Raw genomic sequence first — 14,724 nt, 5'->3', positions numbered from 1 at the left:
GAATTTAAATTTCTAAAATAAATATTTTTTATTTAGTCATTAAAAAGAAATCTCCTCAATATATTTATAGTAAATTAATAAAAGTTATGTAGAGGAGAGGTATTCTTATGTTAAATGCTAATAAAAGAGATGTTAAAATTAAGTGCAGAAAGTTTAGAAATAATAGGAAGGCAACTGGTGTTATAAATAGAAAAAATGGAGATAATATTTCTATCAGTGTTAAAATTTCTGATTTAGATAAGTTTTTAGCTAAGCATGGAGATCATAGTGATTTAGAGATAAACTTAGAGGGTGAAGTAATAAACACTTCAATTATAGAAGTTCAAAGAGATTTATTAGTTCACAATGTTATAAATATAAATTTAAGAGAGATATAAAGCTAAAAATATTTTGAGTAAACTTATTTATATTTTAGTAAACTTATTTAAATGGCAATATTAATCTTAAATTTTAAAATTTTAGTTTTATCTAAAGTTAGATATTTAATTTTGTGAAAGAATCATATAAAAGTCATGGGTTTATTCACTCATGACTTTTTTTATTGTAATATGAAAGAAAGACTCATAACTAATAATTTGTATTTAACTACAAAATTTATTTTATATTAGTTAAAAAGTTTATTTATTTTACATGGAGGTAAGTAACTATGGACAAAATTTCTTTATATATACACATTCCTTTTTGTGCACAAAAGTGTCTTTATTGTGATTTTCCTTCCTTTGCCAGGAAAGATCATTTAAGAAAGGCCTATATAGAAGCTCTAAATAAGGAAATAATAAATTTAAGAGAGAAACATAATAATCTAGAAATAAACACTATATTTATTGGAGGGGGAACACCAAGTGTTTTAGAATCTAATGAATTAGAATGTTTATTAAAAGAAATAGCTAAACTTAATATGGCAAAAGATATAGAGTACTCTATGGAGTGTAATCCAGGAAACTTAACAGAAGAAAAGCTAGAAGTTATGAAAAAGTATGGTGTAAATAGGATCAGTATGGGGCTTCAAGCTAAGCAGGATAATCTTCTTAAAGGGCTTGGAAGAATACATAACTATAAAACCTTTAAAGAAAATTTTTTATTAGCAAAAAAGGTTGGTTTTAATAACATAAATGTTGATTTAATGTTTGGTTTACCAAATCAAAGATTAAATGAATGGGAAGAGACTTTAAGAGAGATAATATCTTTAGAGCCAGCACATATATCAGCATATAGTTTAATTATAGAAGAAGGCACTGCTTTTTATAATTTATATGAAAATGATAAGTTAAAGCTACCAACAGAAGAAGAAGAGAGAAAAATGTACCATTTAGCAAAGAAAATTTTAGAGGAAAATGGATTTAATCAATATGAGATTTCTAATTATGCTAAAGAGGGAAAAGAATGTAGACATAATTTAGCATATTGGAATATGGATAACTGGATAGGAGTAGGATCAGCAGCAGCTTCTTATATTAATGGAAAAAGAATTAAAAATATAAGTAGTGTTGAGGAATATATAAATTCTATCAATGAGAAGGGAGAAGCCGTAGAAGAAATAATAAATAATTCAAAAAATGATAATATGGAAGAATTTATGTTTATGGGGCTTAGAAAAATTAATGGAATAGATGAAAATGAATTTAAAAAGAGATTTAGTATGAATATAAATGATGTTTATGGAGAAATACTAAATAAGTATATAGATGAAGGGCTTTTAATAAGGGATTCAGGAAGGATTTTTCTAAGTGAAAAAGGCATAGAAATATCAAATATAATAATGGCTGATTTTCTATTATAAAATTAAAAATAGGTTATGGTATAAATTGAAGCAAATAAAAGAAAAATAAAGATATTAAAGAATAAATAAGGTAAAATTCAAAATTTTCATTTGAAATGATAAAAAATGGAATTGACAAAAAACTTGGTAGGTAATATATTAATAGTGTACTAGTTAGCACTCGTTCAGAGTGAGTGCTAATAAAGAGGTGAGATTAGTGATAGATGATAGAAAGCTTCAAATATTAAGAGCTATAATTCAAGACTATATATCAACTGGAGAGCCTGTTGGTTCAAGAACTATCGCTAAAAAATATAATCTTGGAGTAAGTTCAGCTACCATAAGAAATGAAATGGCTGACTTAGAGGATATGGGATTTTTAGAACAGCCTCATACTTCGGCAGGAAGAATTCCATCAAGCAGAGGATATAGATTATATGTTGATAGAATGATTGAATTCGAAAGATTGTCCTCTGAAGAGGAAGGGCTTATTAGAAGTTCAATAATAGATGGTACCTTGTACGAAGTTGATAAAATAATCAAACAAACTAGTGCTCTTCTATCGGAACTTACTAAAATGACTTGTATAGTAAAAGCACCTTCAGTACATAAGAGCTTTGTAAAATCAATTCAGCTTTTAAAAGTTGATGATGTAAGTATTTTATGTGTTTTAGTAACTGATAATGGTGTAATAAGAAATACAGTCATAAAAGTAAAGAGTGTTCCTATATCTGAAGAACTTATTAAAATTAGTAAGATAATAACTGAAAGGCTTAAAAACCTTACTATTGAGCAAATAAACTTAGAGGTTATTAGCAATCTCAATAGAGCTTTAAGCGGATATGAAGATATAGTAAATGCGGTTTTACCTGCTCTTTATGAGAGTTTAAAAGGTGATGAAACTTCTGAGGTATTCTTAGAAGGAACAATTAATATATTCAATTATCCTGAATATAATAATATTCATAAGGCAAAAGAGATTTTAGAGCTTTTACATGATAAAAAAAGTATTTCAGAACTTATAAGTGATAGTGATGATATGACTGTAAAAATAGGTGATGAAATATTTGTACCAGAAGCAAAGGAATGTTCCATAATATCAGCTGGATATCATGTAGGAGATAGATCTTTAGGTACAATAGCTTTAATAGGTCCTAGAAGAATAAATTATTCTAAAGTCTTATCAATCATGACTGAAGTTATGAAAGAGTTAAATGAAACTTTAAAGAATAAGTAAGTAAAAAAAGAGAAGAGGTGTGGCTGCTTTATGGTGGATAATAAAGATTTTAACGAAGAGTTAAAGGAAAATATCCAAGAAGAATTAGATAACGAAACAAAAGCTGAAAATCCTAATATTGATGAAGAGGTAGAAGAAGTTTCAGAAGATATTAAGGCTGATGAAAAAGTTATTGATTTTGAAGAATTAAAGGCTTTAAAGGAAGAAAATACTATGTTTAAAAGTAAAACAAAGAAATTAGAAAATGAATTAGAGGCCTTAAAAGATAGATTATTAAGAATATCTGCAGAGTATGAAAACTACAGAAAAAGAACAGATAAAGAAAAAGAAAGAATATATACTGATGCATGTGAAGATGTTTTAATCAAAATGCTTCCAGTATTAGATAACTTAGAAAGAGCCTTAGCTGTAGATGGAACTGTTGAAGATCTTAAAAAAGGTGTTGAAATGACAGTAAGACAATTTGAGGATGCTTTAGAAAAACTTCAAGTTGAAGAAATATCTACAGAAAATGGTTTTGATCCAGAATTACATCAAGCAATGATGGTTGTGGAACAAGAAGGCGCAGAGCCAAATCAAGTAGCTCAAGTATTCCAAAAAGGATACAAGAGAGGGGATAAGGTTATCAGACATTCAATGGTAACTGTAACTAAATAATTTAATTAGCATTTAACAGGTTTAAATTATAGATATTGTTAGAGGAGGAATTAACAATGAGTAAAATAATCGGTATAGATTTAGGAACAACAAATTCATGCGTAGCTGTTATGGAAGGTGGAGAACCAGTAGTTATCACTAACTCAGAAGGTGCTAGAACAACTCCATCAGTAGTTTCATTCCAAGCAAACGGAGAAAGATTAGTAGGTCAAGTTGCTAAAAGACAAGCAATAACAAATCCTGACAAAACAATAATGTCAATAAAAAGACACATGGGAACTGACTATAAAGTTAATATAGATGGAAAAGATTATACACCACAAGAAATATCAGCAATGATACTTCAAAAATTAAAAGCAGATGCAGAAGCTTACTTAGGAGAAAAAGTAACAGAAGCTGTTATCACAGTTCCAGCTTACTTCAATGATGCCGAAAGACAAGCAACTAAGGATGCTGGTAGAATAGCTGGTTTAGATGTTAAGAGAATAATAAACGAACCAACAGCTGCATCATTAGCTTACGGATTAGACAAAATGGATAGTGCTCACAAAATCTTAGTATATGACCTAGGTGGTGGTACTTTCGACGTATCTATCTTAGACTTAGGAGATGGAGTATTTGAAGTTGTATCAACAAACGGAGATGCTAGATTAGGTGGAGATGACTTTGACCAAAGAATTATAGATTATATAGCTGAAGACTTTAAAGCTCAAAACGGAATTGATTTAAGACAAGATAAAATGGCTCTTCAAAGATTAAAAGAAGCTGCTGAAAAAGCTAAAATTGAGTTATCATCATCAACTCAAACATTAATCAACTTACCATTTATAACTGCTGATGCAACTGGTCCAAAACACATAGATATGACATTAACAAGAGCTAAATTCAATGAATTAACTCATGACTTAGTTGAAAGAACAATCAACATAATGAAAGAAGCTTTAAAATCAGGTAATGTTTCATTAAATGATATAGATAAAGTAATCTTAGTTGGTGGATCAACAAGAATACCAGCAGTTCAAGAAGCTGTTAAAAACTTCACTGGAAAAGAACCTTCAAAAGGAGTTAACCCAGATGAGTGCGTAGCAATGGGTGCTGCTATCCAAGCTGGTGTATTAACTGGTGATGTTAAAGACGTATTATTATTAGATGTTACTCCATTAACATTAGGAATCGAAACTTTAGGAGGAGTTGCAACTCCATTAATCGAAAGAAATACAACTATCCCTGCAAGAAAGAGTCAAATATTCTCAACTGCAGCAGATAACCAAACTTCAGTTGAAATTCACGTAGTACAAGGTGAAAGACAAATGGCAGCTGATAACAAAACTTTAGGTAGATTTACTCTATCAGGAATTGCTCCAGCTCCAAGAGGAATCCCTCAAATAGAAGTTGCTTTCGATATAGATGCTAACGGTATAGTTAAAGTTTCAGCAACTGATAAAGCTACTGGAAAAGAAGCTAACATTACAATCACAGCTTCAACTAACTTAAGCGATGCTGAAATAGATAAGGCTGTAAAAGAAGCAGAACAATTTGCTGAAGAAGATAAGAAGAGAAAAGAAGCTATAGAAGTTAAAAACAATGCTGAGCAAACTGTTTACCAAACAGAAAAAACTTTAAATGAACTTGGTGATAAAGTTTCAGCTGAAGAAAAATCAGAAATAGAAGCTAAAATCGAAGAAGTTAAAAAAGTTAAAGATGGTGACGATATAGAAGCTATCAAGAAAGCTATGGAAGATTTAACTCAAGCATTCTACAAAGTATCAGAAAAATTATACCAACAAAATGGTGGAGCACAAGGTCAAGGATTCGATCCAAACAACATGGGTGGAGCTAATGCTGGAGCAGGTGCTACAAACAACAACGATGACAATGTTGTAGATGCTGATTTCGAAGTTCAAGATGATAAATAATAATTAAAACTATCACAAGACTTAAAGCTTTGATATAATATAAAAAGAATTAATAGAGGGAAGGCTCAATAGTCTTCCCTTTTTATAAGTAAACTTATAGGTGGTGAATAACAGTGGCTAAAAGAGATTACTATGAAGTGCTTGGGCTTCAAAAAGGTGCTTCAGATGATGAGATAAAAAGAGCTTTTAGAAAAATGGCTATGAAATATCACCCGGATAGAAATCCTGGAGATAAGGAAGCGGAAGAAAACTTTAAAGAAGTAAATGAAGCATATGATGTTTTAAAAGACCCTGATAAAAAAGCTAAATATGATCAATTTGGTCATGCTGCTTTCGATGGAAGCGGTGGCTTTGGTGGTGGCGGATTTGGCGGCTTTGATGCTGGTGGATTCGACTTCTCAGAAATGGGTGGCTTTGGAGATATTTTTGAATCATTCTTTGGTGGAGGATTTGGTGGCGGATCATCTAGAAGAAGAAATGCTCCTCAAAGAGGTGCTGATTTAGAATATAGATTAAATATAACATTTGAAGAAGCTGTGTTTGGATGTGAAAAAGAAATATCTATAACTAGAACTGAAAATTGTGAAACTTGTCATGGTACAGGTGCTAAAGCAGGCACATCTCCTAAGACTTGTCCAAAATGTAACGGTTCAGGTCAAATAAGAGTTCAAAGACAAACTCCTTTAGGAAGCTTTGTATCTACAACAACTTGTGATCAATGTGGTGGAACAGGTAAAGTAATTGAAGATCCATGTCCAGATTGTAAGGGAAAAGGAACTGTTAGAAAGAACAGAAAGATAACAGTTAAGATACCAGCTGGTGTAGATACTGGAAACATAATACCTTTAAGAGGACAAGGTGAGCAAGGTGCTAATAATGGTCCTGCAGGAGATTTATATATAAGAGTAAATGTTGCTCCATCTAAGATATTTAGAAGAGAAGGTTCAGATATTTACTATGATTACAAGATAAGCATGGCTAAGGCTGCTTTAGGAGCAGAAATAACTGTTCCGACTGTAGATGGAAATGTTAAATATAAGGTTCCAGCAGGTACTCAACCAGGAACTAAGTTTAGATTAAAAGGAAAAGGTGTTCCTCACGTTAATGGTGGAGGAAGAGGAAACCAATACGTTCATATGGTAGTAGAGGTTCCAAAACATCTAAACAAAGAGCAAGAAGAAGCATTAAAAGCCTTTATGAAGGCATCTGGGGAATCAGTTGATGATATAGATGAAAAAGATGAAGGATTCTTCTCAAAATTTAAAAAGAAAAAATAGTTAATTTAAATACTCTAGTTAGAAATGACTAGGGTATTTTTTGTTTATATAAATTTAAAAAAAGTAAATGATTTACAAGTTGGTGTATTAGTGGTATAATACACTTAAGGTTAGTGTATTAATGAAGTAATACATGAGTACAAAAATATATTAACATAAATCTAGGGGTGATTAAATGATAGAAGTGGTTGGTGTTAAAAAGAAGTTTAGAAGAAAAAAAGTTTTAGAGAATATTACTTTTAATGTAAAGAAGGGAGAAATAACTGCTTTACTAGGGTTAAATGGAGTGGGAAAGTCTACTCTTTTAAAGATAATTATGGGCCTTGTTAAGCAAGATGAGGGGGAAGTGCTTTTTAATGGAGAAAAGCTAAATTATAAGACCTATGAAAATATTGCATTTGTACCTGATGTTTTAAATACTTATGGTGACATGAAAATAAAAGATGCCTTTGAATATATGAGTATGATGTATGAAAAGTGGGATATGGATAAAGCTTATGAAATGTTAAAAGATTTTAAATTAACTGATGACTTAAAAATAAATAAACTTTCCAAGGGGAATATAGCAAGGGTAAAACTTATACTAGGTTTTGCTAGACACCCAGAATATTTACTTTTAGATGAACCTTTTTCAGGTATAGATATTTTTACAAGAGAGAAGTTTATAGAATCTTTAATTGGCTATATGGATAATAATATTGGAATTTTACTAACAACTCATGAATTAAAAGAGGTTGAAAATATAGTTGATAAAGTTGTCTTTTTAAGTGATGGAAATATTAAAATAGAATTTTATGTTGAAGATGTAAGAGAAAATGAAGGATTGTCAATGGTAGAGAAAATAAGGGAGGTACATGAAGGTGAGTAAGGGGAATTTTAAAAAGTTAAGTTATCTTTTAAACTTACAGATATTAAGAGATTTAAAAATAACAATAGGATCAGCTGTTGGAATTATGCTTTTAAACATTGTCTATTTTAGTTATAGTTTAAGTGATGAATTAAAGATTTATTTAGAAAAAACAGAGAATATAGGTGCTATTCAAATGTTTTCTCCTATAGGTTCTTTTAGTAGTTTTTCTAATCGTGGAAAGGGTATGCTATTAACGCTTTTAATACTAGGATGTTTTTGTTTATATTGTTGGTATCTATGGCTTGGTGAGTTTAAAGGAGAGAATAAAAGTGCATATACTCTTTTAACATTGCCATTTCCTAAAAAGTTTATTATTATATACAAGTTTTTAGCAGCATGTTTTTATTATTTATCTTTAGTTTTCTTTCAAATAGTAGCATTACTTATAAATTATATAATATTTAATATTATGGTTCCAACTGATGCTATAGTAAAAGAAAGTTTAATTACCATATTATCTAGTTCAATAAGTAATTTTTATGGATTGATTCCAGTTAGTTTTGTTAATTTAATAACTCATGGCTTATTTTTTATAGCAATGATATTATTAACTTTTTTATTTGCAATATTAGAGAGAAGTTTTGGAGTAAAGGGTGGAATATTAGGGGTAATATTAGGATGTTCTTTTCTTTTCTTAGTTTTAATCTTCCCAGGAAAAATGGATTTTTATATGTTTGAAAAATTTATTTGGTTTGTTTTCATAGCAATCTTATATGATTTGTTTGGATGGTTTTATTCAAAGTATTTGCTTGAAAAAAAGGTTCATGTGTAAGGAGGAGTAGAAATTATGAAAAAAAGAGTACCTTTGGTATTAACAGTAATATTTTTTAGTGCATTTATAGTTTTTTCTGGAATATTTATTTACACAAATTGTTCACCAATAAAGTTTAAAGATATATATGGAAGTAGAAGTGAGCTCGGAGATGTTGACTTAGTTTTTTATAAAGATAGAGATATTTTTGAGGAAGAAGTAACTGTTGGAGCTGAAACAGTTAGTAGAAGAAATGTTATTAATGAGAGGCGTTTTGATGGTATTGATGTGCTTAAGGATAAGAAGTTTTTTAGAGGAATATACCCAACAAGAAATACTTTCTTTGAGGATGACGATGTAATGGTTGATGTTACTCATATATATGGTAATGGTATTCAAAAGCTTGAAGTTAGATTTAAGGATAAAAAATCTAATACTTATGAAACTTTTGATGTTAGGGTAGATGAATATATTAGAAATAATAATATAGATAAAGTCACTTATAAAGATGGAAAAATAAATATATTATTTTCAATGAATTACGAGGAAAATAATATAGTATTTGGAGAAATAAATTTATCTGATAAAAAATTTAATATAGTTGATATAATAAATTTAGATGAAGAATTGCACTTAAATGAAGAATTTTCTCATATAAATTCAATACCTCAAGAGTTTGGAACTTTATTAAATGCTGAAGAAGATACAGTATATTATAAATTAAACGAACTTGATAAGACTGATAAGAGGGGAATATATAGTGATGAGAGCATTATTGAATTAAATGTAAATACTAAAAAAATAAAAAGATATAATCCTGATGAGAAAATAAGAGATGAAATAAAGGAATCTTCCTTTGATCCAAATGGAAAAGGTGGTACAATGTTTGAGGCTTATGGTGAAATATATATTACCCAGACCTCAGATGAGAAGACTTCAGCATTAGTGTTTGACACTAAAACAAAAGAGTTTAAATTTTATAAAGATATTGTAGAAAATGAAAGATTAAAGAGATATGGGGTAGAAGTTAGAGATTTAGGTAAATTTATAATTGTAGGAAATAAAGTTATAGCTAATTTTGTTAAGGTTAGAGATGATGGTTTTGTAAGTGGAGCTTATTTAGCAGTTATAGATATACCTAGTAGAAATCCAGTTTATATAGGTGAGTTAGAATATGGATATTTAAGTGACATTAAGATAGCAGGAGGTAAATAAAATGTTTTTTGAAGTAAATGATAGAGAACCAATTTATCTCCAAATAATAAGACATATAAAACAATCTTTAGTTATTGGAAATTTAAAGCCAGGGGATCATATACCATCAAGGAGGGAGCTTGCAGAAATGTTAAAAGTAAATCCTAATACAGTTCAAAGAGCATATAGAGATATGGAGACTATGGGACTTATAGAAACAATAAGAAATAAACCAAGTACTATAACAGAAGATGAAGAAATATTAAAAAACATAAGAAAAGAGCTTGTAGAGGATGCATTAGATGGATTTATAGAAAGTATGAAAGCTATAAAGTTAACTAAGGAAGAAGTTTTAGAAATTATTAGAGAGAGATATTAAATATTTATAGAGTTTAAATAAGATTAAGTTTAAAGGTTATGTCAATAATAGACTATAGCCTTTATTTTTTTTATGTGTGATAATAAAAATAATGATAAGAAGTTTATCTTAGAAATTTTAATAAAGCATATGAAACATAATAATGCTTATAAGCTAGACAGATACTACACTAAAGTGTAAAATAAATTATTAGTCAAAGTAGCATAAGAAAGGATTGATACATAAATGGAAGGAACTTGGATTGAAGTTAGAGTAATAACTAAAAGTGAGGCATTAGAACCTATATCAGGAATATTTTACGGATTAGACTGTAAGGGTGTTGCTATAGAGGATCCAAATGATATATTAGGAAGAGAACAAGGACCTTTAACTTGGGATTTTGCAGATATAAACATATTAGAACATAAGGGGAAGGTTGCCGTTGTTAAAGGTTATTTCTCAGAAGAGGATAACATTGATGATGTAATAGCTTATGTTAAGGAAAGAGTAGAAGAGTTAAAAGAATCAGGATTAGATGTTGGTGAAGGAACAGTTGAAGCAGAAAAAATGTTTGAAGAAGACTGGGCTAATAACTGGAAGAAATACTATAAGCCAATAAAGATTGGAGAAAAAATAGTTATAAAACCAATATGGGAAGAGTATGAACCTACTGGAGAAGAAATGGTAGTAGAATTAGACCCAGGTATGGCTTTTGGTACTGGAGATCATGAAACTACAAGAATGTGTGTTCAAGCTTTAGATAAATATGTTAAGGCTGATACTACTGTATTTGATATTGGAACAGGTTCAGGAATACTTGCTTTAGTTGCTTCTAAACTTGGTGCAAAACATGTTCTAGGAGTTGACTTAGACCCAGTTGCTGTAGATTCAGCTAAGGAAAATATATCATTTAACAATGTTGACAACATAGAAGTATTATATGGAAATCTTTTAGATGTTGTAGATGGAAAAGCTGATATAGTTGTTGCAAATATAATAGCTGAAATAATCTGCATACTAGTTGATGATGTTAAAAAAGCATTAAATAAAGATGGAATTTTCATAACTTCAGGTATAATACATGAGAGAAGACAAATGGTTATAGATAAATTAGAACAAGAAGGTTTTGAGGTTATGGAAGTTAACAAAGATGGAGAATGGAACTGTATTGTTGCTAAGTTAAAATAATTTAGTAAGGGAGTATAAAATTATGCATAAGTTTTTTACACCAGCGCATATGTTTTCAGACACTCATGCCACAATAACAGGGGAAGATGTAAAACATATTTATAAGGTTTTAAGGGTAAAACCAGGTGAGAAGGTTGTTGTAAATAACCTTGAAAGTGAAGAGTTTTTAGGTGAGGTAGAAGAGGTTAATAAACAAGAGGTTTCTATCAAAATCTTAGAGAAGCTTGATGTAAACAATGAAAGTAATTTAAATATTACTTTATTTCAAGGAATGCCAAAGGCTGCAAAAATGGATTTAATAGTTCAAAAATGTGTAGAACTTGGTGTTTCAGAAATAATTCCAACAATCACTGATAGAGTAGACGTTAAATTAAAAGGTGAATTTAAAAAATTAGATAGATTAAATAAAATCGCTTTAGAGGCATGTAAACAAAGTAAAAGAACGGTAATACCACAAGTATTAGAACCAATGGACTTTAAAGAGGTTTTAGAAAAGATAGATCAATTAGACCTTATGGTTATTCCTTATGAAAATGCTACAGGATACGGAATAAGAGCTATGGTTAACTCTATAGAGGATAAAGATAGTATAAAAAATGTTGGAATAATGGTTGGGCCAGAAGGCGGATTTGAAGAAAGTGAAATAGAAGCCCTAAAAGAAAAAGGAGCTCATATTGTAACTTTAGGACCAAGAATTTTAAGAACAGAGACAGCAGGATTTACCTGTATTTCTCTTATTCAGTATGAGCTTGGTGATTTAGGAGGAAATATTTAATGAAAGTTGCATTTGCTACACTAGGGTGTAGAGTTAATACATATGAATCAGAAGCAATGACTGAAAAATTTGTTAGAGAAGGCTATGAAGTTGTAGATTTTAATGAAATGGCAGATGTGTATGTAGTTAATACTTGTAGCGTAACTAACATGGGAGATAAGAAATCAAGACAAATAATAGGAAGAGCTAGAAGACAAAATCCAGAGGCTATTATAGCTGTAGTTGGATGTTATGCTCAAATAGCACCTACAGAGGTTTCAGGAATTGAAGGCGTAGATGTAGTTTTAGGTTCAAGAAATAAAGGTGAAATAGTTTATTATGTAAATAAGGCTAGAGATGAAGGCAAGCAACAAGTTAAAGTTGGCGCTGTTTTAAAGAATAAAGTTTTTGAGGACCTAAAAATTGAAGAGTATAATAATAAAACTAGAGCTTTCTTAAAAATACAAGATGGATGTAATAGATTCTGTGCTTATTGCTTAATTCCATATACTAGAGGTTCTGTTTGTTCAAAAGACCCTAAGAAGGTTTTAGATGAAATAAGAAGTTTAGCAGAGCATGGATTTAAAGAAATAATATTATCAGGAATTCATACAGCATCTTATGGTGTTGATTTAGATGAAAAAGTAACATTAGTTGATTTACTAGAAGAGATAGAAAAAATCGATGGAATAGAAAGAGTTAGAATAGGTTCAATAGATCCTACGTTCTTTACAGAAGATGTTGTAAGAAGAATCTTAGCTCTTAAAAAACTATGTCCTCATTTCCACTTATCACTTCAAAGTGGATGTGATGCTACTTTAAAAAGAATGAATAGAAGATACACTGCTAAAGAATATGAAGATATAGTAAATCTTTTAAGAGATAAAATAGAAGATGTTTCTATAACAACAGACGTAATTGTTGGTTTCCCTGGAGAAACTGATGAAGAATTTGAAGAAACTTACGAATTCTTAAAGAGAATAGCTCTTTCAAAAACTCACATATTTAAATATAGTCCTAGAAAAGGTACTAGAGCAGAGAATATGGAAAATCAAGTTGATGGAAATAAGAAAGACGAAAGAAGTAAAAAACTTATTGAATTAAATAGAATTAATGAAAAAGCCTTTGCTGAAAAATATATAGGTGAAGTTATTGATGTTTTATTTGAGGAAGAAGTTGAATTAGGAAGTGGAGTTTACACTGGATATACAAGAAATTATATAAAGGTAAATGCTAAGGCTGATTGCAACGTTTCAGGTAAAATATTAAATGTAAAAATTAATTCTTTTGAGGGAGAAGTAGCAAAAGGTGAAATAGTATTATAAAAAGAAGATTTTTACATTCAAAATGAGTTATAATAGATAATAGATTCATTGCTTAGGAGGTGAAAATCATGTCAGATTGTATTTTTTGTAAAATAGTAGCTGGAGAAATTCCAAGCAAAAAGATTTATGAAGATGATAAAGTTTTAGCTTTTCATGATATAAGTCCAGAAGCACCAGTACATTTTTTAGTTATTCCTAAAGAACACATAGCTAGTTTAAATGAAGTTAATGAAGAAAATGCAGAAGTATTTGCACACATTTTCAAGACTATTAATAAACTAGTAAATGAACAAGGAATTGCAGAGGATGGATACAGAGTTGTCACTAATTGCGGAGAGCAAGGAGGGCAAACAGTAGGACATATCCATTTCCACGTTCTTGGAGGAAGAAATTTAAATTGGCCACCAGGCTAAAATTTAGATTTAACTTCTTGACATTAAAGAAAACTATGTTGTATAATATAGCGTGTGTTATTTAGCCCATGGCTGTGAATTACATTAATAATTTACGCTAGCGGAGGGAGGGATAAAGAATGTCAGAAATCAGAGTAAAAGAAAACGAATCATTAGAGCAAGCATTAAGAAGATTTAAGAGACAATGCGCTAGAGCTGGAGTTCTTTCAGAAGTAAGAAAAAGAGAACACTACGAAAAGCCAAGCGTAAAGAGAAAGAAAAAATCAGAAGCTGCAAGAAAGAGAAAATTCAAATAGTTTTTGGTTTAAATTTATAGAATAATTTCTTTTGAAAGAAGGTATACAAATGCCAACTATTAAAGAAAGACTTCAAGAAGACTGGAAGCAGGCTTTAAAGGCTAAGGATAAGTTCAAGGCTGGAGTTTTAAGTACTGCTAAGTCAGCAATACTTTTAGTCGAAAAGACTGACGGTGTTAAGCTTGAGGATGAACAGGTTATAGAAATATTAGCAAGAGAAATCAAGCAAAGAAGAGAAGCTGCGCTTGAATTCGAAAAGGGAAATAGACAGGATCTAGTTGATCAAAACAATAGTGAGATTGCAATCTTGTTAGATTACCTTCCTCAGCAGTTAAGTGAAGAAGAAATAAAAGATATCATAAAGCAAGCAGCTGAAGAAGTGGGCGCAAATAGCATGAAAGACATGGGAAAAGTTATGTCAAAGGTTAGACCGCAAACAGTTGGTAGAGCTGATGGTAAACTTGTAAGTCAATTAGTTAAAGAATATTTAAATAAGTAAGAGAGTTCATTAGAACTCTCTTTTATTTTTATAGTTTAAAGTTTAGTTTTAAGAATGGATTATGAATAGTTTAGAAGTTTTTAAAGAAAATTTTTTGAATTGTTTTAAAAGGCATATACATAGCTAAAAGGGCTATGTATATGCCTTTTTATATTGCTTAGTTTTTTTATATAAGAATAAAAAAATATAA

At 30.0% G+C, this 14,724-nt stretch carries 16 protein-coding genes; all 16 read left to right on the top strand.

Going from position 1 to position 14,724, the window contains the following annotated elements; genetic code table 11:
• Nucleotides 1-107 precede the first annotated feature (107 nt).
• The 16 genes from CPF_RS11170 to CPF_RS11095 all read left to right on the top strand — a co-directional run bounded on the left by CPF_RS11170 (nucleotide 108) and on the right by CPF_RS11095 (nucleotide 14,534).
• Complete coding sequence (locus tag CPF_RS11170; RefSeq protein ID WP_011591031.1) at nucleotides 108-377, top strand: hypothetical protein; 270 nt, start codon at nucleotides 108-110, stop codon at nucleotides 375-377.
• Nucleotides 378-646: 269 nt separating this feature from the next.
• A complete protein-coding gene (gene hemW, locus CPF_RS11165) occupies nucleotides 647-1,780 on the top strand; it encodes a radical SAM family heme chaperone HemW (RefSeq protein ID WP_011591030.1) in 1,134 nt (377 codons plus the stop codon).
• Nucleotides 1,781-1,976: 196 nt separating this feature from the next.
• The gene (gene hrcA / locus CPF_RS11160; protein ID WP_003470958.1) at nucleotides 1,977-2,996 is read left to right on the top strand and encodes a heat-inducible transcriptional repressor HrcA; all 1,020 of its coding nucleotides are present in this window, start codon (nucleotides 1,977-1,979) and stop codon (nucleotides 2,994-2,996) included.
• Between the two features lie 30 nt (nucleotides 2,997-3,026).
• The gene (gene grpE, locus CPF_RS11155; protein ID WP_003461874.1) at nucleotides 3,027-3,653 is read left to right on the top strand and encodes a nucleotide exchange factor GrpE; all 627 of its coding nucleotides are present in this window, start codon (nucleotides 3,027-3,029) and stop codon (nucleotides 3,651-3,653) included.
• 56 nt (nucleotides 3,654-3,709) lie between these two features.
• On the top strand, nucleotides 3,710-5,569 hold the full coding sequence (gene dnaK, locus CPF_RS11150; RefSeq protein ID WP_003454824.1) for a molecular chaperone DnaK: 1,860 nt from the start codon (nucleotides 3,710-3,712) through the stop codon (nucleotides 5,567-5,569).
• 113 nt (nucleotides 5,570-5,682) lie between these two features.
• On the top strand, nucleotides 5,683-6,846 hold the full coding sequence (dnaJ, locus tag CPF_RS11145) for a molecular chaperone DnaJ (protein WP_003451159.1): 1,164 nt from the start codon (nucleotides 5,683-5,685) through the stop codon (nucleotides 6,844-6,846).
• Between the two features lie 175 nt (nucleotides 6,847-7,021).
• The gene (locus tag CPF_RS11140; RefSeq protein WP_003470891.1) at nucleotides 7,022-7,714 is read left to right on the top strand and encodes an ATP-binding cassette domain-containing protein; all 693 of its coding nucleotides are present in this window, start codon (nucleotides 7,022-7,024) and stop codon (nucleotides 7,712-7,714) included.
• Nucleotides 7,707-8,528 (top strand): hypothetical protein, encoded by an 822-nt coding sequence (locus CPF_RS11135; protein ID WP_041702720.1) that lies wholly within the window; start codon nucleotides 7,707-7,709, stop codon nucleotides 8,526-8,528. Before CPF_RS11140 ends, CPF_RS11135 begins: the two co-directional genes overlap by 8 nt.
• 15 nt (nucleotides 8,529-8,543) lie before the next feature.
• Nucleotides 8,544-9,722 carry a hypothetical protein gene (locus CPF_RS11130; protein WP_011591028.1) on the top strand — a complete coding sequence of 393 codons (1,179 nt, stop codon included), beginning with the start codon at nucleotides 8,544-8,546 and terminating at the stop codon, nucleotides 9,720-9,722.
• Between the two features lies 1 nt (nucleotide 9,723).
• A complete protein-coding gene (locus tag CPF_RS11125; protein WP_003451353.1) occupies nucleotides 9,724-10,080 on the top strand; it encodes a GntR family transcriptional regulator in 357 nt (118 codons plus the stop codon).
• Nucleotides 10,081-10,305: 225 nt separating this feature from the next.
• A complete protein-coding gene (gene prmA / locus CPF_RS11120) occupies nucleotides 10,306-11,247 on the top strand; it encodes a 50S ribosomal protein L11 methyltransferase (protein ID WP_011591027.1) in 942 nt (313 codons plus the stop codon).
• A 22-nt stretch (nucleotides 11,248-11,269) separates the two neighbouring features.
• Nucleotides 11,270-12,022: a 16S rRNA (uracil(1498)-N(3))-methyltransferase gene (locus tag CPF_RS11115; RefSeq protein ID WP_011591026.1), complete on the top strand. Its 753-nt coding sequence runs from the start codon at nucleotides 11,270-11,272 to the stop codon at nucleotides 12,020-12,022.
• Nucleotides 12,022-13,326, top strand: a complete 1,305-nt coding sequence (gene mtaB / locus CPF_RS11110) for a tRNA (N(6)-L-threonylcarbamoyladenosine(37)-C(2))-methylthiotransferase MtaB (RefSeq protein WP_003478502.1) — start codon at nucleotides 12,022-12,024, stop codon at nucleotides 13,324-13,326. Before CPF_RS11115 ends, mtaB begins: the two co-directional genes overlap by 1 nt.
• A 68-nt stretch (nucleotides 13,327-13,394) precedes the next feature.
• Complete coding sequence (locus tag CPF_RS11105) at nucleotides 13,395-13,739, top strand: histidine triad nucleotide-binding protein (RefSeq protein ID WP_011591025.1); 345 nt, start codon at nucleotides 13,395-13,397, stop codon at nucleotides 13,737-13,739.
• Between the two features lie 119 nt (nucleotides 13,740-13,858).
• Complete coding sequence (gene rpsU / locus CPF_RS11100; RefSeq protein ID WP_003451446.1) at nucleotides 13,859-14,035, top strand: 30S ribosomal protein S21; 177 nt, start codon at nucleotides 13,859-13,861, stop codon at nucleotides 14,033-14,035.
• Between the two features lie 49 nt (nucleotides 14,036-14,084).
• The gene (locus tag CPF_RS11095) at nucleotides 14,085-14,534 is read left to right on the top strand and encodes a GatB/YqeY domain-containing protein (RefSeq protein WP_003451322.1); all 450 of its coding nucleotides are present in this window, start codon (nucleotides 14,085-14,087) and stop codon (nucleotides 14,532-14,534) included.
• Nucleotides 14,535-14,724: the final 190 nt, after the last annotated feature.

This window comes from Clostridium perfringens ATCC 13124 (assembly GCF_000013285.1).
In the GTDB taxonomy this organism is placed as follows: Bacteria; Bacillota; Clostridia; order Clostridiales; family Clostridiaceae; genus Sarcina; species Sarcina perfringens.
The sequence above is the reverse complement of the archived record's forward strand: the minus strand, read 5'-3'. Positions and strand labels throughout refer to the sequence as shown.

Coding starts and splice junctions, on each gene's coding strand:
- CPF_RS11170 (WP_011591031.1), top strand. CDS start 108: ATGTTAAATGCTAATAAAAGAGATGTTAAAATTAAGTGCAGAAAGTTT.
- grpE (WP_003461874.1), top strand. CDS start 3,027: ATGGTGGATAATAAAGATTTTAACGAAGAGTTAAAGGAAAATATCCAA.
- CPF_RS11140 (WP_003470891.1), top strand. CDS start 7,022: ATGATAGAAGTGGTTGGTGTTAAAAAGAAGTTTAGAAGAAAAAAAGTT.
- dnaK (WP_003454824.1), top strand. CDS start 3,710: ATGAGTAAAATAATCGGTATAGATTTAGGAACAACAAATTCATGCGTA.
- CPF_RS11125 (WP_003451353.1), top strand. CDS start 9,724: ATGTTTTTTGAAGTAAATGATAGAGAACCAATTTATCTCCAAATAATA.
- mtaB (WP_003478502.1), top strand. CDS start 12,022: ATGAAAGTTGCATTTGCTACACTAGGGTGTAGAGTTAATACATATGAA.
- CPF_RS11130 (WP_011591028.1), top strand. CDS start 8,544: ATGAAAAAAAGAGTACCTTTGGTATTAACAGTAATATTTTTTAGTGCA.
- CPF_RS11095 (WP_003451322.1), top strand. CDS start 14,085: ATGCCAACTATTAAAGAAAGACTTCAAGAAGACTGGAAGCAGGCTTTA.
- prmA (WP_011591027.1), top strand. CDS start 10,306: ATGGAAGGAACTTGGATTGAAGTTAGAGTAATAACTAAAAGTGAGGCA.
- rpsU (WP_003451446.1), top strand. CDS start 13,859: ATGTCAGAAATCAGAGTAAAAGAAAACGAATCATTAGAGCAAGCATTA.
- CPF_RS11105 (WP_011591025.1), top strand. CDS start 13,395: ATGTCAGATTGTATTTTTTGTAAAATAGTAGCTGGAGAAATTCCAAGC.
- CPF_RS11115 (WP_011591026.1), top strand. CDS start 11,270: ATGCATAAGTTTTTTACACCAGCGCATATGTTTTCAGACACTCATGCC.
- hemW (WP_011591030.1), top strand. CDS start 647: ATGGACAAAATTTCTTTATATATACACATTCCTTTTTGTGCACAAAAG.